This window comes from uncultured Psychrobacillus sp. (assembly GCF_938022135.1).
Classification (GTDB): Bacteria; Bacillota; Bacilli; order Bacillales_A; family Planococcaceae; genus Psychrobacillus.
Map to the genome: position 1 here is coordinate 25,033 of NZ_CALIED010000065.1, position 24,776 is coordinate 49,808.

Consider the following 24,776-nt stretch of genomic DNA (forward strand, 5'->3'; position numbering starts at 1 on the left):
CCACTCTTATCTTCTACTTATTTTATCGATATTATCAAGCATAATTCCAGTGCCAATAGCAACACAATCCATCGGTCTTTCTGCAGTAAACACAGGAACCTTCAATTCTTCCATCAATAAAGTATCCATTCCATGCAATAATGCTCCACCACCAGTAATAATTACGCCACGGTCAATAATATCTGCAGATAACTCTGGTGGAGTCTTTTCTAGCACATTTTTAGCCGATTGTACAATAACCGATACAGACTCTCTAAGTGCATGTTCAATTTCATCGGACTTGATCATAATCGTTCTTGGTAAACCACTTACCATGTCCCGTCCGCGAATATCCATTTCCTCATGACGACTGTCTGGAAAAACTGTTCCAACCGCAATTTTAATATTTTCTGCAGTTCGTTCTCCGATCAGCAGCTTGTACTCTTTTTTAATATATTGAAGAATATCATTATCAAAAACGTCTCCAGCAACCTTGATGGATTCAGAAGTAACAATATCACCCATAGAAAGTACCGCGATATCAGTAGTTCCACCACCAATATCCACAACCATATTCCCGCTAGGTTGGAAGATATCCATGCCTGCTCCAATCGCCGCGACTTTTGGCTCCTCTTCTAAATAAACCTTTTTCCCGCCAGACTTTTCTGCTGCTTCGCGAATTGCCTTTTGTTCAACACTTGTAATGTTTGTAGGACAGCATATTAAAATACGAGGCTTCGATAAAAAGCCTTTTACATTTAATTTATTGATAAAATGCTTAAGCATCGCTTCTGTCACATCAAAATCAGCAATTACTCCATCTTTTAATGGACGAATCGCTACAATATTCCCTGGGGTCCTACCTAGCATTTGTCGAGCTTCTTCTCCAACTGCTAGTACTTTATTCGTATTTCTATCTAAAGCAACCACGGAAGGCTCGTTTAAAACAATTCCTTTGCCCTTCACGTGAATTAACACATTTGCTGTCCCTAAATCAATTCCTATATCTTTTGCAAACATTACTAGTGTTTCCCCTTCCTCACTAAAACTTTTATATGTAAACTCCGTAATGTATCTAACATCTAATTTTATCATAGTTTTGTCAGAATAACAGTTTTTTTAAATAGCATTTTGGACAAAAAAGTATAAAAAAATAGAAATTTTTGACGAATTAGAAACTATTATCACTATTCCTGTCTAGGTAAGTATTCTTACTCTTATATCGGGACTTTAGGTTTAAATTAAATAGGGGGCTCTTTATTTATAAAAAAGTTACACAGAGGGGTGTTTTATATACACGGGGATGGCTTGAATTGGATTTTTTGAGAGTGTTGCAGGAAAATTGGAAAGTGTTGCGCTTATATCCTGAAGTGTTGCGGGAATCCCGAAAGTGTTGCGCCTTTTGATCAAAGTGTTGCAGTTGCGGAAACTGCTCTGCAACGTAATTGTAGTATGCGTAAGTTTGCATATGAATATGTTATATTCGTCAATTGAGCAAAATAAAAAGCACCTCAATTAGCTAGCTACTGAAGTACTTTCGAAAATACGTGATTAATCCAGTAATAGTTTGATCGTTTTCGTAAAATCTTTACTTTGGATTACATAACTATCACTTGTTTTTTCACTGAAAACTATTATATTTTCATCTAGGAATACGTATACTTTTTGCGAGTAATTTGATTTAGGAGCATTTATATAATCCGCATCGAGGACGGGATATCTTTCGTCTGATTTAATTAGCTTTATATCCTCGAATAACCTCACTAAATCATTCTGTTTATCATCTGAAATTTGAATGGGTATTACTTTTCCGTCTCTTATCTTTTGAACGGATATTGCTGCCTCTTTACTAAAGTAATTTTCTTCTAAAACGTCTCCTACTGTAAGTTCCTTGGAAAAATAATTGTATAGAAGAAGGCCTGCGACTAACAATATCAATATCACGCCACCAATAAAAATATTATTCCTTTTCAACTCCACACCCCTTTCAAATATCTTAACTTTCACTTACTAATTTTGGAAAGTATATTTTCCTTTTACGTATGTATAATCTTTTTTTATCCATCCATACTACCGATACATAGAACACTTTAATCCATAAGAAAAGGCCGTGAAATAGTTCATTTCACGACCTTACCTATCATCTTTTTTGGTCTTCCATTTTTGCTTCGTAGCTTCTCCACCACGTAGATGCCTGACTGACTTGTGGTAGGCAAGGATTTCCTTTACCTCCCTTGCCAGTACTGGATCTACTAGATGGAGTCTTTCCGTTAAATCTTTGTGTACGGTGCTTTTGGAATGACCTGTTTTGCTCGCGATGGCGCGAACTGTTTTCTTTGTTTCAATTACCATTTCACCCAATCGTATGCATCTATGACGAATCGTTTCGTGCACCAACTCTTCCTTTCGTTAGTAAAGGAACTTTTCACCATTTTATGCATACGGGTGGGCTATTATGAATTAAAATGCTAGTAATGATTCCGGGTTAACAAGGACTCCATTTTCAAGTACTTCAAATTGAAGGTGGATACCTGCAGTAGGATTCCATTCATTTTCAGCTGCAGTTCCAAGAGCTTGGCCTTGTTCAACCTCGTCTCCTGCTTTTACTAGAATGCCAGCGACAGAACGATATTTTGTTTGCATACCATTTGCATGAGAGATTACGATTTCGTCTCCTAGGAATGGGTCTACGTTTACTGCTTCCACTTTACCGCTTAATGCTGCTACAACTTCAAATGGCTCATTGTTCATCGTTAAAGATACACCAGTGCTCGCTACGTAAGTTTGGTCAAACACAAGCAATGATTTCTCACGAGTTGCTTCGTCTGCCTCTAAATCATAATAGTGCTGTACAATTTCCACGTTATCTAGCATAGCTTCCTTAAAAGGATATTTCATAGATTCCGCTTTTGCATTCGTTTCAATTGCAACTTTGTCTGGATTACTTGCGTCTGTCCATTCTGATTCTTCTGCAGAATCATCGCTGACATACACATTATAACCCCAAATCATTCCGACAAACGCTACCGAAAAACCTGCATATACTAGTGGCCAAAACCAAGGTTTTTTCGGGTTCTTACTCTTCTGCTGAGAAGGCTTTTTAGATTGTTCTTCTCTCATTTTCATCACCTCTAATTGCATTGTTGGCATATTAAGGAGATTTTAAACATGGAGAAAAACTTTTTATTTTTGTTCCTGTATAGTAATGCAATAATATGTCATGTGCTTTTTTGGAATCGTTTGCTAAAACCTCTGCACCATATTGGCTCATCCCTACTCCGTGCCCGTAACCAGTAGTTTCCACTATCACTTTATCATTTTGAAAAGCTATCTCGAAATCAGTAGAAGGCAAGCCAAGTAATGTTCTAACCTCTCTGCCTGTCCAGCTTTTACCGTTCATTTCGATAGTCTTTACTCGATTTGAATCAGTATGTGCTATTTTCACATTGCCTACGATATTATTAGACCATTTGATCTTAAACGCGTCCGCCCACTCTTTATGAGTGAACTCAAACGTTTGTTGCACCTTCTTTGAATACTCTTCTTCCTTCTGACTTGGTACGGATACCAAATAAGGTATTGCATATCCACTATAGTTTTCGGCGCTTTCTGTTTGACCATTGCTCGTAGAAAAGAACATCGCAGTTATTAGCTGATCCTGATAGACAATAATTTCACCTTCTGTAGAAGCTACGACTCGTTGAAGCTTGTCCTCGTATTCCTTAAAGGAGTCCCCCCAGCGTTTTTTCCTTTCTTCTGGACCTACATACACTTGCTTTTGTACTGTCTTATCAATTGACTTTGATCCATAATCAGTTTCTCTTAAAACGTAGGTTCTCGCAGCAATCGACTGTGCTTTTAATGCTTCTTCATGGAATGTGATTGGCATTTCTGCAGCAACTACCCCTAACACATACGTTTCAAGAGGAATTTTCTCCTTTACCCCTTTCACCTCAATTAGTATTGGACAGTCAACTTCAATTTCAGGTACGACTTCTGGTACAGCCTTTTCTTTCACTTTGTCTTTAATCATAAGAAAAGGCAAAATCATTAGACCGATGCAAAGGATTATTAAGAGAATGTATTGTTTCATAGGATTACTATATGCAGTACAAAACTATCTCATGACGGACAAGCTTCTATGCATCTTCCTAAAAGAATAGTAGTCTACAAGATAAATACCCATTTAAATGCATTTTAAGGGGTATAGAACCCATTTTTTATAAATAGTTGAGGCAAAATATCTTAAAAGTATTACTCTTCTCAAAACGGCTTAAAATACTAATTAGGAAATTAAACAAGTTTTCCTTATGCTTTATACACTTAAAAGCATTTTAGCTAATGAAGGAATAGATTGCTCTTCTATTCATAAAAAAGCTCGCGAAGATACAATTTCGCGAGCTACCCGCTATTCGTTAGTGAAATCCTTGCTTACTTTCTATTGCCCCGTAAAACTTAGACTCATTAAAACCACTCCTGATTTAATGTAAAAAAATCCACAAAAAAAAGCACAATGCAGGAATAAATGCATTGTGCCTTTCATATGATTAAACGAGCTGAGCCGCTTTTTCGGTATTTTCTGTTCCAATACGCTCAATGTCAGCGCCTAAAGCAGCTAACTTCTTGTCAAAATTAACATAACCGCGATCTAAATGATAAAGCTGTGTTACTCGAGTTACGCCCTCAGCCACTAAACCTGCAATAATTAGAGCTGCAGCTGCACGAAGATCCGTAGCCGCCACCTCTGCACCTTGTAGGTTAGATGGAGAATCCATCATCACAGAACGTCCCTCGATTTTCATATTACCATTCATACGTCTAAATTCTTCTACGTGCATAAAACGGTTTTCAAAAACTGTTTCCGTAATAATACCTGTACCGTGAGCTGTCATCATCAATGCCATCATTTGTGATTGCATATCTGTTGGGAATCCAGGGTGTGGCATTGTTTTAACATCCACTGATTTTAAGTTTCCATTAGAGCGCACACGAAGACCTTGGCCCTCTTCTTTAATCTCAATGCCCATTTCCTGCATTTTAGAAATAAGAGCTGTCATATGCTCTGGTACAGCATTTTCAATTAATACATCGCCTTTTGTAATTGCTGCAGCAACCATAAAAGTTCCTGCTTCAATACGGTCCGGAATAATGTGATGCTCAGTACCGTGCAATTCTTCTACACCCTCGATACGGATTGTATCTGTACCTGCACCTTTAACTTTACCGCCCATTTCATTGATAAAGTTTGCTAAATCAACAATTTCTGGTTCTTTCGCAGCGTTTTCAATAACTGTAATTCCTTCAGCTAGAGCTGCTGCTGTCATAATGTTTTCTGTCGCTCCAACACTTGGTACGTCTAGATAGATTTTAGCACCTTTTAAACGTCCAGTTGTTTTAGCTTCGACAAATCCATGTCCAAATGAAATTTCTGCACCCATTGCTTCAAAGCCTTTTAAATGTTGGTCAATTGGTCTAGAGCCAATAGCACAACCACCTGGTAATGCAACTCGAGCAAAACCATTACGAGCAAGAATTGGTCCCATTACAAGAATGGATGCTCTCATTTTACGCACATACTCAAACTGTGCCTCACTTGATAATTTTTGTTGAGAGTCAATTATTACTTCGTTTAGTTCGGGGCTATATGAAATTTCTGTATTTAAACTTTTTAGTACTTCATTTATCGTCAAAACATCTGCAAGTGTTGGTACATCTTTAATTACGTTCTTACCCTTTGTCGCGAGTAGAGCTGCTGCTAATACAGGTAATACTGCATTTTTAGCACCTTCGACCCGTACGTTACCTGTTAACCTTTGGCCGCCTTTAACAACAATTTTATCCACTTAGTTCCCTCCGCGTTCATAATCCTCTTTAGCTGATATATAAAAGAAAAATATGTATGGTGTTGTTTATTATTTCAAAACAATATCATCATACAACGTATTTCGACTATATACAAGCACCGAAAACCCTATTTTCATGTCCTCTTTTGGTAAATTTTCTTAGTCTATTATACGTAGTACCCAGTCTTTTCGTGTAGATATTTATAAATTACCCTACATGTTTTGTAATAAACATCTTCGACAGCATATTTCCCAGGAAATATGAGGAGATTCTACATGCTCATACAAACTTGTCCATAATTTGCATGAGCATGTAGGATCTTCTACTAAAATAAGTACTGTAACTGGTTAGACCAGGAAGTTAAATTTAAGAAAAAGTTTGCTACTGTCGAACCTAACATAATGCTTGCCAAAATAAAGAAAAGCTGGGCTTGAAATACATGATTCTTTTTAATAAATTTGTCCACCATAAGAGCTTGTAAAGCATAAAACGAAATACCAATAAAAAAGATATTTGCAAGAATGGCAATTAATGCTTGCTCTGAATTTAAAAGACCCATATTTCCCCTCCACTTTAGCTAAATCTTTCTTTTTTATACTTTTAAGAAGAATGTTCATCAAATTCTTCCATGTTTTCATTTGATCAAAATGTAAATAATACATGTATAGTCTATAAAAAAGTATAAATGATCAAAAGACTAACTACCTGTTCATTTAATAGCCGAGAAAGATTACAGTTCCAATTAGTCAATCAAAATTCTTACTGAAATACTATCCTGCCTTCTAAATAAACATTTCTTTTTATACCTTATTTTATGACGAATAATCTGTATTATCCACTGGAGTTCGTAAATTATAGCTGATTTGCAAGAAAAAAAACGGACAGAAATAAATCTGCCCGTTTTATGTTTCGTCCAAATTAAATGTTACCCTCATAAACGTTGATACGATTCATCGCACGCTTCAAAGCAAGTTCAGCACGAACATAGTCTGTCGTGTCTTGTTTACTTTGAAGTAGTGATTCTGCACGTTTCATCGCTTCTTTTGCACGAGCTACATCAATTGTATCGGCAACCTCAGCAGATTGAGCTAAAATCGTTACCTTTTCAGGACGTACTTCAACAAATCCACCACTTACTGATACATATTGAGATTTACCATCTTTTTTCAATTTAACTGCACCAATACGAAGAGGTGCAACCATTGGAATATGGCCAGGTAAAATACCAATTTCACCCGATGCTGTATTAGCGATAATCATGTCTACTTCAGAATCGTATACCGGGCCGTCGGGAGTGACAATATTGACTATAAGTGTCTTCATATTTTTACCTCCTGGTCCGATTTATTATACTTCTACGCCCATGCTTTTCGCTTTTTCAACAACTTCTTCAATGCGTCCAACTAGACGGAATGCATCCTCTGGTAAATGGTCATATTTCCCTTCAAGAATCTGTTTGAATCCTGCAACAGTTTCTTTAACTGGAACGTAAGAACCTTTTTGACCTGTAAATTGTTCTGCAACATGGAAGTTTTGAGATAGGTAGAACTGAATACGACGAGCACGGTTAACTACAAGCTTGTCTTCGTCTCCTAATTCATCCATACCTAAGATTGCGATGATATCTTGAAGCTCTCTATAACGTTGTAACGTATATTGCACTTGACGTGCTACTTCGTAATGCTCTTGACCAACTACTTCTGGTGAAAGTGCACGTGAAGAAGAAGCTAAAGGATCAACCGCTGGGTAGATACCCATCTCAGATAATTTACGCTCTAAGTTTGTTGTCGCATCTAAGTGAGCGAAAGTTGTAGCTGGAGCTGGATCCGTATAGTCATCGGCTGGTACATAAATCGCTTGGATAGATGTTACAGAACCAGTGTTAGTTGACGTGATACGCTCTTGTAATTGACCCATTTCTGTAGCAAGTGTTGGTTGGTAACCAGCTGCTGATGGCATACGACCTAAAAGGGCTGATACCTCAGAACCTGCTTGTGTGAAACGGAAGATATTATCGATGAATAGAAGTACGTCTGCACCTTGCTCATCACGGAAATATTCAGCCATTGTTAAACCAGTCAAGGCAACACGCATACGTGCTCCAGGTGGCTCGTTCATTTGTCCGAATACCATTGCTGTTTTCTTGATAACGCCTGAATCGCTCATCTCATGGAATAAGTCATTTCCTTCACGCGTACGCTCTCCAACACCAGCGAATACCGAGATACCGCCATGCTCTTGAGCAATGTTATTGATAAGTTCTTGGATAAGAACTGTTTTCCCTACTCCGGCACCACCGAATAGACCGATTTTACCACCTTTGATATATGGAGCTAAAAGGTCTACTACTTTAATACCTGTTTCAAGAATTTCAACTTCTGTTGAAAGGTTTTCAAATGTTGGTGCTTGACGGTGAATTGGATCACGACGCTCTGTAGTAGGAATTTCTTCTCCTAAGTCAATAATATCACCAAGAACGTTGAATACACGTCCTAGAGTTACATTACCAACTGGAACAGAAATTGCTGCACCCGCATCTATTACCTCTGCACCACGTTTAAGTCCATCAGTAGATGACATCGCAATTGTGCGAACAGAATCATCACCTAAGTGTAAAGCTACTTCTAACGTTAACGTAGTAGGAGCTTCGTTTGGACGTTCAATAGCTACAGTTAATGCATTATAGATAGCTGGTAAGTGGCCGTTGTCAAACTTTACGTCAACAACTGGACCCATTACTTGTAGTACTTGTCCTTTGTTCACTACTGTTCCCTCCTGTCTTACTTTCTTCCTATTCTAGAGCCGATGCTCCGCCGACGATTTCCGTAATCTCTTGCGTAATCGCTGCTTGACGTGCTCGGTTGTATACTAATGTTAAGTTACTAATCAAATCAGATGCGTTATCTGTTGCAGATTTCATCGCAGACATACGCGAAGCATGTTCACTTGCTTTACCGTCGAGTAATGCACCGAAAATTAGGCTTTCTGCATATTGAGGAAGTAACACTTCAAGGATTGCTTCACTTGAAGGCTCGAACTCATATGAAGCAGTTGTAGCTGCGCCAGTTTCTTGTGCAATATCCGTAAGTGGCAGTACCTTTTTCTCTGTAACTTCACTAGAGATGGCACTGACAAAGTGGTTATAGTACATATAAAGTTCATCATATGTACCATCCGTGAACATACCAACAGCTTTGCGAGCAATTTCTTTAATATCAGAAAAAGCTGGTTGGTCAGGTAAACCGATAACTTCTCCGATTACATTAGAACCACGTTTTACGAAGAAGTCACGTCCCATACGACCAATTGCTAAAACAACATACTCATCCTTTGATGCATGACGACTAGCGATTGCATTTGCAACGGCACGTATAACGTTACTGTTGTATGCTCCTGCTAACCCACGATCAGAAGTGATTACAAGATATGCAGTCTTTTTTACAGGACGGTTTATTAACATTGGATGTCCACTGTCACTCGTACCTGAAGCAATTGCACCTACTACCTCTTGAATTTTACCCATGTAAGGAACATATGCTTTCGCATTTTCCTCCGCACGGTTCAACTTAGAAGCAGAAACCATTTGCATAGCTTTTGTGATTTGACTCGTTTTCTTAGTTGACGTAATTTTATTTTTAATGTCGCGTAAAGATGCCACTGGTATTTCACCACCTTATTGTTTTTTTCACTTAGACAAAGATATTATTCAGATTTAGCAAAAGTTTTTTTGAATGCAGAAATTGCATTGTTTAAATCCTCTTCTGAAGGAAGATCTTTTGTCGTGCGAATATGATCTAAAACGTTTGTGTGGTTTGTATCTAACCAGCTGCTAAGCTCTGCTTCGAAGCGAGAGATATCTTTAACTGGAACATCATCTAAATGACCGCGAGTAAGAGCATATAAAATAATAACTTGTTTTTCTACTTTAATAGGAGAGTTCAAGTCTTGTTTTAGTACTTCTACTGTACGAACACCACGATTAAGTTTCGCTTGTGTTGCAGCATCTAAATCTGAGCCAAATTGAGAGAATGCTTCAAGCTCACGGTATGCAGCTAAGTCAAGACGAAGTGTACCCGCAACTTTTTTCATTGCTTTAATTTGAGCTGATCCACCAACACGGGATACTGATAAACCAGCGTTGATAGCTGGACGTACACCAGAGAAGAATAAATCAGATTGTAAGAAAATTTGACCATCCGTAATTGAGATTACGTTTGTTGGAATGTAAGCAGAGATATCCCCAGCTTGTGTTTCAACGAATGGTAATGCAGTGATTGAACCTGCACCTAATGTTTCGTTTAACTTCGCAGCACGCTCAAGTAGACGGCTGTGTAAGTAGAATACATCCCCTGGATATGCTTCACGACCTGGAGGACGTTTAAGAAGTAATGAAAGCTCACGGTATGCAGCAGCTTGTTTAGATAAATCATCATAAACGATTAATACGTGCTTACCATCGAACATAAATTCTTCTGCCATAGTTACACCAGCATAAGGAGCTAAGTATAATAATGGAGCTGGAGCAGATGCAGATGCAGTTACAACGATTGTGTAATCTAAAGCACCTTTTTTACGAAGTGTTTCTACTACGTTACGAACAGTCGATTCTTTTTGACCGATAGCAACATAGATACAAATCATATCTTGGTCTGCTTGGTTAAGGATAGTATCAATCGCAACAGATGTTTTACCTGTTTGGCGGTCACCGATGATTAACTCACGTTGACCACGTCCGATTGGTACAAGAGCGTCAATCGCTTTAATACCTGTTTGAAGTGGTTCATGTACAGATTTACGTGCCATAACCCCTTGTGCAGGACTTTCGATTGGACGTGATTTTGTTGTTGCAATAGGGCCTTGTCCGTCAAGTGGTTGACCAAGTGGATTTACTACACGGCCAATCAATTCTTTACCAACAGGAACTTCCATAATACGGCCTGTACGACGTACTTCATCGCCTTCTTTGATGTCTGTGTATGGCCCAAGGATAACGATACCAACGTTATTCGCTTCCAAGTTTTGTGCCATACCTAATACACCAGTCGAGAATTCTAAAAGCTCTCCAGCCATGACGTTGTCGAGGCCATGAGCACGCGCGATACCGTCACCAATTGTAATAACCGTACCAACGTCGCTAACTTTCATCTCAGATTCATAATTCTCAATCTGCTGTTTAATCAAGACACTGATTTCTTCAGCTTTGATGCTCATGTATGTCACCTCTCATAATTCATAATATTAACCGATCAAGTTACGTTTTAAGCGATCTAATTTTGTACTTAGAGTGCTGTCGTAAATGCGGTTTCCGATTTGAACGCGGATACCACCAATAATAGATGGATCAACGATGTTTTGAATACGTAATGATTGTTTACCTACGTTTTTAGCAAATACAGAAGAAACGTTTGCACGTTCTACCTCTGTTAGCTCACGAGTTGTATAAACCTTTGCATCTGCAACACCTTGTGCTTCATTAGAAAGGGTCATAAACTCTTCAATGATGTTTGTAACTTCGCTTAATCTTTTCTTGTCAATAAGTACTAGAAGTGTATTAATGACGATTGGATTAGCGTTTGAGAAAATTTGACGTACTAGCTCTTTTTTCTTATCTATAGAAAGCTTAGGAGATGTAAACAATGTTTTCAAATCTTTATTGCCTTTCCAGACAACGTTAAGCTCACGTAAATCATTTTCTACTGCTTGAATTTCGTTTTTTTGTTGTGCTAGATCGAACAATGCGATGGCATAGCGTTTTGCTACAGTTGAATTACTCAATTAACTTCGCCTGCCTTCGCAATCGTTGCCTCGATTAGCGCACGGTTATCTTCTTCCGACACTTCTTTTTCAAGAACTTTAGCTGCTGCAAGTACAGATAGTGAAACGACTTCTTGTCGTACCGCTGCAATCGCTCTTTCTTTTTCTGTATCGATTTCACGGATAGCAGATTCTTTCAAACGCGCAGCTTCAGAGCGAGCAGTTGTGATAATTTCTTCACGTGATGCTTCCCCTTGCTTCTTCGCATTTTCTACAATCGCTAACGCTTCTGTGCGTGCTTCTTTTAGTAAGTCACGTTGTTCTTCAAGTAGACGCTGAGATTCTTGACGGCTAGTTTCAGCTGCTTCGATTTCGCTCGCGATCAACTCTTCACGCTGTGTCATGATTCCCATTAAAGGACCCCAAGCCACTTTCTTCAATAGGATCATCAATAAGATGAAGAAGAATAATGTAGCTGCGATATCCAAAACATTTAACCCATTATGAGTATCACCAGCACCAAGTACTAGGTATTCAAAAGACACGATTGTTTCACTCCTTTCAAACGCTATTAAGAGATCTTGCTTCTATAATGTTTAAACTTGTGTTTATTATTTTCTAATTCATGTTTTTTCATAAAGAGAATGGCGGAGTTAGTTTCCGCCATTATAGACTTAAATATAAATACTATTGGTTTAATACGATAAACGCGATAACTACTGCGATAATCGGCACGGCTTCAACTAACGCTACCCCGATGAACATAACTGTTTGTAAAGCTCCACGTGCTTCTGGTTGACGAGCGATACCTTCTACTGTTTTTGAAACGATTAGACCATTACCAATACCTGCACCAAGTGCACCTAAACCAACTGCTATAGCTGCTGCTAAAAGACCAACTGAACCTACCATTGTTTAATTTCCTCCTTGGAATGTTGTTTTTTTTTATTTTCTGCCTAGTTTCCTAAACAGTTATATTAATGGTCTGCTGACACTTTATGTGACATATAAACCATTGTTAACATAACGAAAATGAATGCTTGGATTCCACCGATAAAGATAGAGAACCCTTGCCAAGCCATTGCCGGAACGATTGCTCCGAAAAAGCCAAAAATACCCGATGTTGCTAAACCTGCGATTAAGCCTAATAATACCTCACCTGCATAGATATTACCGTAAAGACGTAGACCGAGTGTCAACGTATTTGCGAATTCCTCTATAACTTTAAGTGGGAATAAAAGTGGCATCGGCTTCAAGTAAGTATCTACATTGTACTGTTTGAAACCTTTCATCTTAATACCGTAATAGTGTGTCAAGACGATAATCATTACTGATAGTGTCATTGCAACTGTTGGATCTGCTGTTGGAGATTTCCACCAAAGTACTCCGTCATACGTAATTGCAAACGGAAGACCTAGTAAGTTGGCTATTGCGATAAACATGATTAATGTAATTCCTAGAATATGGAATCTTCCGCCTGTTTTCCAGTCGAAATTACTTTTAATAATTCCTTTCACGAAGTCCATTATCCACTCCATGAAATTTTGCATCCCAGTTGGTTTAAGCTTTAAGTTTCTTGTTGCAAAAAATGCAATTAAGAAAACGATCAGAGAAGTTACAAACAACATAAGGATGTTTGACCAGTTCCCCGTCATACCCCAAAGCACAAATTCTGGATTTGAGTGTCCCACGATTCTTTCACCTCTCTTTCACATACTCATGGCTGATTTCTAACTAACAAAATTCGTTCTACAATAAGTAGAACATAGGGAATCATTAATCCGATAACCGTACTAATTAGATGAATATCATCTGGGAAAATAAGTGCAATTGCAACTGCAGCAATACCTGAGGCAAATCGAAAGCTTGTCCCTAAGCCTGCTCGTCCCTTTTCACCTAACATCACACGATCAAATTTTTCCATTCTTCGTACTAGTATCCAGAAATTATACAGACCGAATAAGGAACCTACTGCTAAGCCCGCAAAAATAGCAGGATATGGCGTAAATGCCCATCCAAGAACACATATCGCAAGCAAAAAAAATATGTACTTTTTTTGCCTCGTAAAAATACGTTGCATTTCTAGCATTGGTCTAATCTCCTGAATCATATTTTCGAATGGTAGCGATTCTCGCTGCTCTAGTCATAAGACCTGGCATAGACAAATCACTAAAAGATTGGAGTGGTTCCAAAAGTATGATCAATTCACTAAAACGTGAACGTATCTTCTATAGAACCTACAAGCTGTGAGAGAATCGCTGAAAATAGAGCTATCTCTTGTAACGGACGTCAAATGACGCATAAAAGTGTACTCACGTTTCCCCTAATATAAGTAAAAACTGTGAATCTAGTAGAAAGTTGATACATCAAGTGTTTCACGCATGAAACCCCTATCATGATTTATCCTTTGTAAGCATACAATAGGGGCTATTTGATGTCAATTGCTATCAGTGAAAAACTTCACGTAGATGACTAGATTGACAATTTATCGACAAATTTAAAAGAAAATTTCGCAACTTTTTCAAAACAAGAGTTTTCACCGCAAAAATACTTCTCTTATTTAGCACACGTTACCATCTTACCATACATTTATGCAGCAGGTTGACCCTCCATCTGGAACTGGAAAGCCAACATACTGCAAGCATTACCTAATTATCCTAATTTTACTCTCGATAGAGAAAATGCCGTATTTTACTTTGTTCCGAATAAACGGTCTCCAGCATCTCCAAGACCAGGAACTATATAACCGTGGTCGTTTAGCTTTTCATCTAATGCAGCAATATAAATATCAACGTCTGGGTGAGCATCTTGAAGTGCTTTTACCCCTTCAGGAGCAGCGATTAGACACATAAACTTAATGCTCATTGCACCACGCTTTTTCAGAGAGTTAACTGCTTCTATGGCAGATCCGCCAGTTGCAAGCATTGGATCTACTAGGATAAAGTCACGATCAGCAACGTCTGCAGGAAGCTTAACGTAATATTCAACCGGTTTTAATGTTTCTGGATCACGATAAAGTCCGATATGTCCCACTTTTGCAGCTGGAATAAGATTTAACATACCATCGATCATCCCTATACCCGCACGAAGAATTGGAACTAGACCTAATTTCTTTCCTGCAATTACTTTCGATTTTGTAACCTGAACAGGAGTTTCTACTTCCACCTCTTCTAAAGGTAAGTCACGTGTAATTTCAAAGGCCATTAATGTCGCTACCTCATCTACTAATTCGCGGAACTCTTTCGTACCAGTTTTCACATCACGGATATATGTAAGTTTATGTTGAATCAGTGGATGATCAAATACGTATACTTTTGCCATATTACATCTCTCCTTCTTGTTTTTTTTCATCTTTGCCATTATAACAAAAACGGTAGTAATCATACTAGTAATCACAGGGACTTAATATTGCGTCTATTTCATTTAAACGAACGATTTCTGTTGGTTACATTAAGATAAGCGATACTTTACACAAATACATCCGTTTACAGACTGAGGCTACCGTCAAGACAGTTACTTTGAATAGTATGTCCGACTTCCAGTGAGATCTTCAGTTAAAAAGAGACATTATTTGTTCTGCCTTCATTTATTAAGTTCCAATAAAGCTGAATGCCATAATGAAAGGAGGCTTATGACACAGTCATAGGCCTCCCACACAACAGTTAGTTATATAGAGGGAATTGATCAGTTAGAGCTTGCACTCTTTCTTTTGCTTCAGCAATTACTGTAGCATCCTCATGATTCTTTAATAGCTTAGCAATAATAGAAGCAATTTCTTTCATTTCTTCTTCTTTGAAGCCACGTGAAGTTACCGCTGGTGTTCCTACACGAACTCCTGAAGTAATGAATGGGCTAGAAGTATCGAAAGGAATTGTATTTTTGTTAGCAGTAATTCCTACTTCATCTAGTACATGCTCTGCAACTTTACCAGTTAAGCCTAGTGCAGAAACATCTAATAGCATAACGTGGTTATCCGTACCGCCAGAAACAATACGAACTCCTTCTGCTGTTAAGCTGTCAGCTAGTACCTTAGCATTTGCAACTACTTGCTGTTGATATTCTTTAAACTCAGGTTGAAGTGCTTCACCGAACGCAACCGCTTTTGCAGCAATTACATGCATTAATGGACCGCCTTGGATACCTGGGAAAATAGTTTTATCAATTTTCTTAGCGAATTCCTCAGTAGTTAAAATCAATCCACCACGTGGTCCACGTAACGTTTTGTGCGTTGTAGAAGTCACAAAATGAGCGTGTGGTACTGGGTTTGGATGAAGACCTGCAGCTACTAAACCTGCTATATGAGCCATATCTACGAATAAGTATGCTCCAATTTCATCCGCAATTTCACGGAATTTAGCGAAGTCAATTGTACGTGAATATGCACTTGCACCAGCAACAATCATTTTAGGCTTGTGTTCTAGAGCGATAGAGCGAATTTCCTCGTAATCTATCATTTCTGTTTCTTTGTTTACACCATACTCAATGAAATTATATTGAATTCCACTAAAGTTTACAGGAGAACCATGCGTTAAATGCCCGCCGTGTGACAAGTTCATCCCTAAAATAGTGTCACCAGGCTGTAAAGCTGTCATATAAACGGCCATATTAGCCTGAGAACCAGAATGTGGTTGCACATTTGCATGCTCTGCTCCAAAAATTTCTTTTAAGCGATCGCGAGCAATATTCTCTACTACGTCTACATGCTCACAGCCACCGTAATAGCGTTTACCAGGATAGCCCTCTGCATATTTATTTGTCAGAACAGAACCCTGTGCTTCCATTACAGCTTCTGAAACAAAGTTTTCTGATGCAATAAGTTCGATGTTTGATTGTTGACGTTTTTTCTCTGATAACATTGCCTCAAATACTGCTGGATCTTGTGATTGAATCTTTTTCACTTCTAGTTCCTCCTCTAAATTCATCCGTAAAATGCTCGTACCCCGCCAATAAGTTTCGGTCGAGTATTAGCGATTGTTATAATCGCTTCCCCTACCATTTTGGTGGATACACGTATCGGTACAGCAACTGGTTGCAGCTGCATGCCAATCATGGTTTGACCAATATCAAGTCCTGCTTTAGCCTGCACATGTTCCACCACTACAGGCTCCTGGAATTGGGTATATGCGTAGGCAGACATAGAGCCTCCTGCACGAACAACTGGAATAACTGAAACCTCCGGCAGTCTATATAGCTGCTGTGTGGCTCTTTCCATTGTTAATGCACGATTGATATGTTCACAGCCTTGAAAGGCCAGAAGTATTTTATTGCGCTCGGCAAATGCTCGAATCGGTTCAAATAAAACCTCTGCTACCTCTAACCCACCGGCAGTTCCTATCTTTTTCCCTATTACTTCAGAGGTAGAGCATCCTACAACGAACAAATCATTTTCATGAAACGTTATTTGCTGCTCCACTTCCAGGAGAAGCTGTTCCATTTGCTGTTGCCACAAATTTTTTGCTTCCATCTGAAATCCCTCTATTCCATGTTATTTTTCTAAAGCTGAAATTTTTTCAATACGGCGTTCGTGACGACCGCCTTCAAATTCTTGAGCTAACCAAGTTGCCACGATTTCTCGTGCAAGGCCTGGACCAATTACTCGCTCTCCCATTGCAAGAACGTTAGAGTCATTATGACAACGTGTTGCTTTAGCAGAAAAAACATCATGCACTAAAGCACAACGAATTCCTTTAATCTTGTTGGCAGCGATGGACATTCCAATACCTGTCCCACAAATTAAAATCCCGCGATCATACTCTCCACTTGCTACACCTTCTGTTACCGGTGCTGCATAGTCAGGATAATCGACAGAATCATTTGTCTGTGGACCAAAGTCCTTATAGGAAAGTCCGAGTTCTTCAAGCTGTTGAATAATTTCTTTACGAAGGTTATTGCCTCCGTGATCAGAAGAAATTGCAATTTTCATCTTGTTCCCTCTTTTCTGTTTAGTACTCAAATCCATCATACCACCTTTTTGAGCAAAAAAATACAACTCAAATCGTTTGAGCTGTATCCGTTTGTGACATATTCATTTTATAACATTATCGGGCAGTACGGTCAAACTGAGAGATGACCTGGAACAAATCTTCGGACTGACGTTTCAAGTCTTCTGTTAAAATATCAACTTGTTCAATAGAGCGAGCTTGTTCATCCGTAGCACTTCTTACTTCCTCTGCTCCTGCTGACGTTTCCTCTGCAATTGCTGCCACATCCTGAGATTGTCGAGCGGTGCTTTCTATATTAGAAAGCTGTTTTTCAACAAGAGAAGAAATTTCCACTACTGATTCAGCCATTTCATGAACTTTTGTCGACATACCTTCTACTGCTGCATTCGTTTCAGATACACGTTTGGCTTCCCCAACGGCAAAGCTTACTTGGTTCGTCATCTGTTGAACTACTGTTTGAACATCACTTTGTATCGCTAGAATAAGAGTAGAAATACCTTGTACTGCCTTCGCACTTTCATCTGCAAGTTTACGTACTTCCTCTGCTACTACTGCGAATCCTTTACCATGCTCTCCTGCACGTGCAGCTTCTATAGAAGCATTCAGTGCCAGCAGATTAGTTTGTGCTGCTATGTCTCCAACTAACTGAATAATACTTTCAACCTTGCTGGCATTCTCTTCTAACTGATGAACATTCCCTAAAGCAGATTCACTGCCAGAGGCAATTTTTTGTATGCCACTCACTAAAGATTGTATGACCTTAGTAGTTTCTGATAGCTCGGTAATCATTTCTTTTGACTGTACAGAAGATTTTTCAGCACGCTTATTTACCTCCGAAGCAAGTACTCTAACATCCTCTACTGACTCAGCTGTTTCTTGCACAGCCATAGCGGATTGCTCTGCTCCTTCGGAAATTTGAGCTATAGTAGAGGCGATTGCCTCTGCCTGATCAGATGCAACGGAAGCTTCTTCTGCAAGCTTTTGTACACTGTTGTTTGTTTTATCAAAGTTTTCTTCTATTCCTTGGACCATTTCACGAAGATTTTCTAACATCGTTTGGAAGGCAATAGCTACGGATTGAATCTCATCTTTAGAGTTTGGAACTTCTACATCCACGCCAATTTTGCCTTCTGAAGCAAGTGTTGCAACCTTCTCCAAGTTAAACAGAGGCTTGATGATTAAACCACTGAAAAAGTAAGCAAGAAGGCCTGACCAGAATATACCTAAAGCATATGTAAGAATTTCAAATGGAAGGGCTCCTATATTTATATCCATCGTCTGTAAATAAGGTTGTACATAATTGATAAACAATGCACTGGTTGAATACGTAATTAATGCAAGAACCGTTACAAAAAGCACTATCTTCTTTTGAAATCCAAAGGCGTGCTTCTTTCTTTTCTCTTTCATCCCTTTTCCCCCTGTAGTCTCTTCACTAATCCCTCTGTTAGTTCACTAAGCTCTTCATAAGTCCGTTCATATATACCTAAGTTTCCTCCAAAAGGATCCATTACATCCTGTATATCGTCCGGAGTTGCGAATTCTTTATACATATAAATCTTAGAAATTGCTTCTGGAAAAGCAAAAATCAGAGCTTGTTTATGGGCAGCAGTCATCGTTAAAATTAAATCTGCCCACTCAACTATAGACGGCTGTAGGGAGGAGGATTTATGGGTAAAAGGAATGTTGTTGTCCATTAGAACTTTTTGACTATTTAGAGACATATTTTCTCCATCCATTGCATAAATACCTGCTGACTTCACATTTACATTATCTAACTTCTTTGCTTTTAAAATTGCCTCTGCCATTGGACTTCTACAAGTATTTCCTGTACAGACAAATAAAATATTCATACTAGATCATTCCTTTATGTTAGTGTGTATAGGCTGTTTATTTTGTTATATATTTTGAAGAGTAAGCAAACCCATGACTAGCAAAACTCCACCGGCCAGTTTCATAATCATACCTCTGTTCATCACAGTGTTTTTATATATAATTTTCTGTGCAACAATTACTCCAACAAAAGCGAAGATGCCTGCACTTAGAATAAAAATGAACTTTTCTACTTGGAGCATACCAAAGGAAATACTTACGGAGAAGGTATCTAGACTCGCTACTATAGCCAAGATATACGGTGGCATCATCGGTATTTCTTTTGGAGATTTTGATAATACCATTTGAAGACCTACCAAGGTTAGCAGAACTCCTGATAAATAAGGGCTTGCCTGCTGTAAATAGGTTTGTACCAAAACACCTGCATAATAACCTATTAAGGGGAAGAGCATATGTAAGGATGCAACCCAAGCAGCTAGAGTCAAAACCTGTTTTCTATATGATACAAGAGAAAATAAGATAAGTACATCTACCGACATTAAGAATCCTGCTAATATTTCTGTCCACAAAAAAATCTCTCCCGTCTATTTGCATAATTAAATGTATGCAAATGGACCGGAGAGAATACAAAATATAGACAACCTTTTTTAACTTGTTTTACTTTTCGAAAAACCATTTACCATCTGCTGCTTTTTCTAAACGATTCATAATTGCTGCTCCAACGCCATCCTTTTGGAAAACAGGGGCAAGCACGATATCTGCATCTGTATCATCGCAGCTTCTAAGTGCCTCATATAGCAAATGAGCAGCTTCTTTTACTTGTTCGTTGTTACCAAGTGAAAAATAATAGTTGGCATCTACTACTTTCAATTGATCCGTTGCAATGAGGGCAACCTTTTTATCTTCCTTATGTATACTAGCGATAGCTTCTTGTATCGATTGTACAGATGCCTCTATTAAATAGACAGGTGCATTCGGGGCATAGTGAGCATATTTCATGCCAGGTGCTCTTGGAGCTTCTGATTTATCTACAAGCTTTGTTTCATTGACCTTACCAATAACTTGTTCAAGCATTTCCTTTGTTACTCCACCTGGTCGTAGAATAGTTGGAATCTCGATAGTACAGTCAAGCACCGTCGATTCAAGTCCCATCCCAGTTGCTCCGCCATCTATTATAGCAGGGATTCTACCATTTAAATCCTTGTGTACGTGTCTTGCTTTAGTTGGGCTAGGTTTTCCACTTCGGTTTGCGCTCGGAGCAGCAACCGGAAGTTTTAGTTCACGTAAAAGTTTTAAAGCTACAGGATGATTAGGCATTCTTACCCCGACTGTATCCAAGCCTGCGCTAACATTGGAAGCCAAAACAGTTTCCTTCAGCGGAAGTATTAACGTTAATGGGCCAGGCCAAAATGCATCCATACATAGCTGAGCCTTTTCCGGGATGTGAGAGATAAAATCACTCATTTCATCCTTAGATCCAATATGCACAATAAGAGGATTATCCTGGGGTCTGCCTTTTGCTTCAAAAATTTTCGCTACCGCTTTTTCATTCGTTGCGATGGCCCCTAAGCCGTAAACAGTTTCCGTTGGGAAAGCTACCACTTCACCCGAATGTAATAATTGGACGGCCTCTGTATAACTTATTTCTTCTGTGGATAAGTTACCCACAGATAAAATTTTTGTATTCATACGTAACTTCTCCTTTTTTAGAACCTTATCCACAAAATGTTAATAACTTTCAGACAATTGTGGAAAACTATGTGGAAAATTTCTTTTTTAACCATTCCCAAACAAAGAATTTAGGCTTTTCTTCTTTTACTTCTTCTTTATAGCATGCTTTAGGAAATAGACCGCACCACCAATTATCTCCTCTTCCACTACCGATCGAAACTACAATCGCCTCCACCTGCGTCTGAGCTGCAATTCCACTTTCCCATTCCTTTGGCGGAAAGATCGTTTGACCTTGTGTGATTGTCATCTTCTCCTGCAAGCTACTGGATAGACTCACAACTGTTTTCTCCAGTTCTTTTATTGTAGCGTCCGGATCCTTTTCATAATTGACTAAGATTGGCGCTATTTTTTCCTGTACTTCCATTTTCACTTGCTGATCATAAGCGGTGTTGCTGTTAGCAACTAATCGAAAGCGCATCGCCTCCGTTTGTTCCGCATTATGAATGAAAACAAATAAAATCGTTTGAATAACCAATAGCATCCATACAAAGAGAATAACTGCATCTATTTTTTGTCCTACTTTACCTGCTCTTTTTATCTCGTAATCTGGTAACATGTAACATTCCTCCCTTAGGAACATTGTTACCAATAGATTCATATCTTATTCAGCATTTGTACAAAAAACAAAACGATTTTTTCCATTAATGTCTTGAATAACCTCTACATTCCCTTTAGGAAAGGCTTTTTGAAGCATTCCAGCAACAGCTGGCCCCTGCTCATAGCCAATCTCAAAACCTATTAAACTAGTTGAATTCATCAAGGAAGGAAGCTGCTCTGATAATTTACGATAAAGTAAAAGACCATCCTCATCTGCAAATAAAGCCAAATGTGGTTCATAATCGATCACGGTATCTGATAAGCTTGGCGCCTCTGAATGTGCAATATAAGGTGGATTCGATAAAACAACATCCCATTTTTCATGTGATATAGGCTCTGCCAAATCTCCCTGTTTAAAGTCGATAGTTGCTGACAGTCTTTCTGCATTCCCGGCAGCTACCTGTAAAGCATTCTCAGATATATCTGTAGCAGTTACGTTTGCATTTGGCAGCTCCTTTTGAATCGTAATCGCAATGGCTCCACTTCCTGTACCGATATCTGCAATATGTAACGGGCTTTTATCCTTAAATAGAAGTGGCACACGCTTTCTTACCTCTTCTATTAGTTCCTCGGTTTCAGGGCGGGGAATTAGAACAGACTCGTTCACTAAAAATTCTCGATCATAAAAGGTTTCCTGACCAATAATATATTGATACGGTCTACCTGTTGCATGCTCCTCCACATAGCTCCAGAAAGTATTAAAAGAATCTGTTGATATCTCTTCATACATGGTCATCATAAGCTCAGAGTAATTTTTTCCTAGGACAAATTGCAAAATATAACGAGCTACTTCTTTTTCACGGTTATTTTCCTCTAAAAAAGAAGAAGCCCGGTTCAGGGCCTCATAAATGGTCTTAGACATTTGTATCATTCATTCTTTCTAGCTTTTCAGCTTGATCCTCTAAAATCAGTGCATCCACCACTTCATTTAGCTTACCTTCTAAAATTTGGTCTAGCTTTTGAATAGTTAAACCAATACGATGGTCAGTCACGCGATTTTGTGGATAATTGTATGTGCGAATTCGTTCCGAACGGTCACCAGTACCAACCGCTGATTTACGGACAGCATCATACTCTGCTTGCGCTTCTTGACGGAACTTATCCGCTACACGTGCACGAAGAATTTTCATCGCTTTTTCTCTATTTTTAATCTGAGATTTTTCATCCTGCATGGAAACAGTGATACCTGTAGGTAAATGGGTCATACGAACAGCTGACATAGTTGTGTTAACCGATTGACCACCAGCACCTGATGATGCAAAAGTATCTACACGAACTTCTTTTTCATGAATCTCTACGTCCACCTCTTCCGCTTCTGGAAGAACTGCTACTGTTGCAGTAGATGTATGAATACGGCCGCCTGACTCAGTTTCTGGAACTCGCTGCACGCGGTGTGCACCATTTTCGTATTTCATCTTCGAATAGGCATTATTCCCATTAATCATAAAGATAATTTCTTTATATCCGCCTAAACCAGTTGGATTCGATTCCATAACCTCGATTTTCCAGCCTTGTGTTTCCGCAAATCTGCTGTACATACGGAAAAGATTTCCTGCAAATAATGCTGCCTCATCTCCACCCGCAGCTCCACGAATTTCCATAATAACGTTTTTGTCATCATTCGGATCTTTCGGGATCAACAAAATACGTAAACGCTCTTCTAGCTCAGCAATCTGACCTTCTAGCTCGTTCACTTCTTCCTTTACCATTTCACGCATATCTGCATCTAGCTTCTCATCAAGCATTTGCTTTGCATCCTGGTATTGGCTTTTAACATCCTTATATTCTCTATACGCATCCACTGTCGCCTGTAGATTCGATTGTTCCTTTGAATACTCTCTTAGCTTATTTGTATCATTCACTACATCTGGATCACTAAGCAATTCATTTAAATTATTATAACGGTCTTCTACCGATTGTAATCGATCAAACATCGTGCTCACCTCGTTCATTTATATGTCTAATAGTACTATTATAAAGAAAAAGCGGAGTCCTTGCTACTTTTTCTATTTTAAAGACCCTTTATGCTAATGAAAGAATATATACCTATTCTATTCAGTAAAGCGCTCGCGAAGATACAATTTCGCTCGCCATCCGCTACTTTATGGATTGATAGCTCAACTGCACAGGTGGAAACCGTTTGTTCAAAGTTTTCGGCTTTCTGCAAGGTTCTTACCTATTTCCGCAAGGTTTATCCTCGTCTCTGCAAGGTTCTCGCTCATTTCCGCAAGGTTAGTCCTTGTCTCTGCAAGGTTCATCACCATCTCCGCAAGGTTCGGCTTCGTCTCCGCAAGGTTCTCTATATTGTATTAGAAGTACCTACTCGTTCACTGAGTAAGCGGTGGATTGGAGTGGCATTTGCGGCAAACTGGATAATAGGAGTCATTTCCACCAATTTGAATTTGTTCTCCTGTATATACTGGTTGACCGCTCTCATCCACTCGTAAGTTCATGATTGCTTTGCGATGACAGAACCAGCATATCGTTTTCATTTCTTCGATTTTATCCGCATAGATCAGCATATATTTACTGCCCTCGAACATTTCGTTTTGGAAGTCATTCTTTAAGCCAAAGCCCATGACAGGGATATTTAGTTCATCTACAATTTGTGTAAGCTGAAGAACGTGCTCTTTTTTTAAGAATTGCACCTCATCGATTAACACACAATATGGTTTCGGATCTATTTCTTTTACTACTTCATATAGGTTTGTTTCATCATAAATTGCAGTGGCCTTTCTCTTCAAACCAATTCGGCTAGAGACGTGTCCCACCTCATCACGAGTATCAATACCAGGTGTGAAAATAACGACTGGTTTGTTTTGTTCTTCATAATTATGTGCTACCTTTAGAATTTCAATTGATTTTCCACTGTTCATCGCACCATGCTTAAAAAATAGTTGAGCCATGATATATCTCCTTACTTATCGACTATGTATTTTGCTTCTATCTATTTATATCATACGGGTGTATTCCCCGAAACTATTTTAAAGGAATTGTCACAAGAAAAGCGCAAGCGCCTATTCCTGCCCCGACAGGCAAATGGAGAAAAGCGAGGAGGCAGCTCCTCAGCCACCGGAGCTTTTATCCATTTGACCCCGA

At 38.8% G+C, this 24,776-nt stretch carries 28 protein-coding genes; all 28 read right to left on the minus strand.

Annotated features, from left to right (window positions below; translation table 11 throughout):
• Positions 1–6: 6 nt before the first annotated feature.
• The 28 genes from Q0371_RS12315 to Q0371_RS12450 all read right to left on the minus strand — a co-directional run bounded on the left by Q0371_RS12315 (position 7) and on the right by Q0371_RS12450 (position 24,583).
• Positions 7–999 carry a rod shape-determining protein gene (locus Q0371_RS12315; RefSeq protein ID WP_169359482.1) on the minus strand — a complete coding sequence of 331 codons (993 nt, stop codon included), beginning with the start codon at positions 997–999 and terminating at the stop codon, positions 7–9.
• A 531-nt stretch (positions 1,000–1,530) separates the two neighbouring features.
• Positions 1,531–1,953 carry a hypothetical protein gene (locus Q0371_RS12320; protein WP_298471511.1) on the minus strand — a complete coding sequence of 141 codons (423 nt, stop codon included), beginning with the start codon at positions 1,951–1,953 and terminating at the stop codon, positions 1,531–1,533.
• 159 nt (positions 1,954–2,112) lie between these two features.
• Complete coding sequence (locus Q0371_RS12325) at positions 2,113–2,373, minus strand: sporulation transcriptional regulator SpoIIID (protein WP_169359480.1); 261 nt, start codon at positions 2,371–2,373, stop codon at positions 2,113–2,115.
• 66 nt (positions 2,374–2,439) lie between these two features.
• Positions 2,440–3,099, minus strand: a complete 660-nt coding sequence (locus Q0371_RS12330) for a M23 family metallopeptidase (protein ID WP_169359479.1) — start codon at positions 3,097–3,099, stop codon at positions 2,440–2,442.
• A gap of 31 nt (positions 3,100–3,130) precedes the next feature.
• Entirely contained in the window at positions 3,131–4,012 is an 882-nt protein-coding gene (gene spoIID, locus Q0371_RS12335; RefSeq protein WP_169359517.1) for a stage II sporulation protein D, read from the minus strand.
• A gap of 514 nt (positions 4,013–4,526) precedes the next feature.
• Entirely contained in the window at positions 4,527–5,822 is a 1,296-nt protein-coding gene (gene murA, locus Q0371_RS12340; protein WP_251552410.1) for a UDP-N-acetylglucosamine 1-carboxyvinyltransferase, read from the minus strand.
• A 326-nt stretch (positions 5,823–6,148) separates the two neighbouring features.
• Positions 6,149–6,382: a DUF1146 family protein gene (locus tag Q0371_RS12345; RefSeq protein WP_169359477.1), complete on the minus strand. Its 234-nt coding sequence runs from the start codon at positions 6,380–6,382 to the stop codon at positions 6,149–6,151.
• A gap of 359 nt (positions 6,383–6,741) precedes the next feature.
• On the minus strand, positions 6,742–7,146 hold the full coding sequence (locus Q0371_RS12350) for a F0F1 ATP synthase subunit epsilon (protein ID WP_169359476.1): 405 nt from the start codon (positions 7,144–7,146) through the stop codon (positions 6,742–6,744).
• 24 nt (positions 7,147–7,170) lie between these two features.
• On the minus strand, positions 7,171–8,586 hold the full coding sequence (atpD, locus tag Q0371_RS12355; RefSeq protein WP_169359475.1) for a F0F1 ATP synthase subunit beta: 1,416 nt from the start codon (positions 8,584–8,586) through the stop codon (positions 7,171–7,173).
• A 28-nt stretch (positions 8,587–8,614) separates the two neighbouring features.
• Positions 8,615–9,481, minus strand: coding sequence for a F0F1 ATP synthase subunit gamma (locus Q0371_RS12360; RefSeq protein WP_169359474.1), 867 nt, complete (start codon positions 9,479–9,481; stop codon positions 8,615–8,617).
• A gap of 44 nt (positions 9,482–9,525) precedes the next feature.
• The gene (gene atpA, locus Q0371_RS12365) at positions 9,526–11,034 is read right to left on the minus strand and encodes a F0F1 ATP synthase subunit alpha (protein ID WP_169359473.1); all 1,509 of its coding nucleotides are present in this window, start codon (positions 11,032–11,034) and stop codon (positions 9,526–9,528) included.
• Positions 11,035–11,061: 27 nt separating this feature from the next.
• Positions 11,062–11,598 (minus strand): F0F1 ATP synthase subunit delta, encoded by a 537-nt coding sequence (locus Q0371_RS12370; RefSeq protein WP_251552381.1) that lies wholly within the window; start codon positions 11,596–11,598, stop codon positions 11,062–11,064.
• Entirely contained in the window at positions 11,595–12,122 is a 528-nt protein-coding gene (gene atpF, locus Q0371_RS12375; protein WP_298471522.1) for a F0F1 ATP synthase subunit B, read from the minus strand. Before atpF ends, Q0371_RS12370 begins: the two co-directional genes overlap by 4 nt.
• Positions 12,123–12,264: 142 nt before the next feature.
• Complete coding sequence (gene atpE / locus Q0371_RS12380; RefSeq protein WP_144540512.1) at positions 12,265–12,489, minus strand: F0F1 ATP synthase subunit C; 225 nt, start codon at positions 12,487–12,489, stop codon at positions 12,265–12,267.
• A 65-nt stretch (positions 12,490–12,554) separates the two neighbouring features.
• A complete protein-coding gene (atpB, locus tag Q0371_RS12385; protein ID WP_298471529.1) occupies positions 12,555–13,268 on the minus strand; it encodes a F0F1 ATP synthase subunit A in 714 nt (237 codons plus the stop codon).
• 26 nt (positions 13,269–13,294) lie between these two features.
• Positions 13,295–13,666, minus strand: coding sequence for an ATP synthase subunit I (locus Q0371_RS12390; RefSeq protein WP_169359469.1), 372 nt, complete (start codon positions 13,664–13,666; stop codon positions 13,295–13,297).
• Between the two features lie 602 nt (positions 13,667–14,268).
• Positions 14,269–14,898, minus strand: a complete 630-nt coding sequence (gene upp / locus Q0371_RS12395; RefSeq protein WP_169359468.1) for a uracil phosphoribosyltransferase — start codon at positions 14,896–14,898, stop codon at positions 14,269–14,271.
• A gap of 341 nt (positions 14,899–15,239) precedes the next feature.
• The gene (glyA, locus tag Q0371_RS12400) at positions 15,240–16,499 is read right to left on the minus strand and encodes a serine hydroxymethyltransferase (RefSeq protein WP_205964045.1); all 1,260 of its coding nucleotides are present in this window, start codon (positions 16,497–16,499) and stop codon (positions 15,240–15,242) included.
• Complete coding sequence (locus Q0371_RS12405; RefSeq protein ID WP_251552366.1) at positions 16,496–17,041, minus strand: TIGR01440 family protein; 546 nt, start codon at positions 17,039–17,041, stop codon at positions 16,496–16,498. The genes glyA and Q0371_RS12405 overlap by 4 nt, the downstream gene beginning before the upstream one ends.
• A 21-nt stretch (positions 17,042–17,062) precedes the next feature.
• Positions 17,063–17,500: a ribose 5-phosphate isomerase B gene (gene rpiB, locus Q0371_RS12410; protein ID WP_298471536.1), complete on the minus strand. Its 438-nt coding sequence runs from the start codon at positions 17,498–17,500 to the stop codon at positions 17,063–17,065.
• 115 nt (positions 17,501–17,615) lie between these two features.
• Entirely contained in the window at positions 17,616–18,926 is a 1,311-nt protein-coding gene (locus Q0371_RS12415; RefSeq protein ID WP_298471538.1) for a HAMP domain-containing methyl-accepting chemotaxis protein, read from the minus strand.
• Positions 18,923–19,369 carry a low molecular weight protein arginine phosphatase gene (locus Q0371_RS12420; RefSeq protein ID WP_298471542.1) on the minus strand — a complete coding sequence of 149 codons (447 nt, stop codon included), beginning with the start codon at positions 19,367–19,369 and terminating at the stop codon, positions 18,923–18,925. Before Q0371_RS12420 ends, Q0371_RS12415 begins: the two co-directional genes overlap by 4 nt.
• 45 nt (positions 19,370–19,414) lie before the next feature.
• Entirely contained in the window at positions 19,415–19,918 is a 504-nt protein-coding gene (locus Q0371_RS12425) for a manganese efflux pump (protein WP_169359462.1), read from the minus strand.
• An 88-nt stretch (positions 19,919–20,006) separates the two neighbouring features.
• Positions 20,007–21,038 carry an L-threonylcarbamoyladenylate synthase gene (locus Q0371_RS12430; protein ID WP_298471546.1) on the minus strand — a complete coding sequence of 344 codons (1,032 nt, stop codon included), beginning with the start codon at positions 21,036–21,038 and terminating at the stop codon, positions 20,007–20,009.
• Between the two features lie 67 nt (positions 21,039–21,105).
• Positions 21,106–21,636, minus strand: a complete 531-nt coding sequence (locus tag Q0371_RS12435; protein WP_298471549.1) for a stage II sporulation protein R — start codon at positions 21,634–21,636, stop codon at positions 21,106–21,108.
• Positions 21,637–21,681: 45 nt separating this feature from the next.
• A complete protein-coding gene (gene prmC / locus Q0371_RS12440; protein ID WP_366518590.1) occupies positions 21,682–22,539 on the minus strand; it encodes a peptide chain release factor N(5)-glutamine methyltransferase in 858 nt (285 codons plus the stop codon).
• Positions 22,532–23,611 (minus strand): peptide chain release factor 1, encoded by a 1,080-nt coding sequence (prfA, locus tag Q0371_RS12445; RefSeq protein ID WP_169359458.1) that lies wholly within the window; start codon positions 23,609–23,611, stop codon positions 22,532–22,534. The genes prmC and prfA overlap by 8 nt, the downstream gene beginning before the upstream one ends.
• A 393-nt stretch (positions 23,612–24,004) precedes the next feature.
• Positions 24,005–24,583, minus strand: a complete 579-nt coding sequence (locus Q0371_RS12450; RefSeq protein ID WP_169359456.1) for a thymidine kinase — start codon at positions 24,581–24,583, stop codon at positions 24,005–24,007.
• Positions 24,584–24,776: the final 193 nt, after the last annotated feature.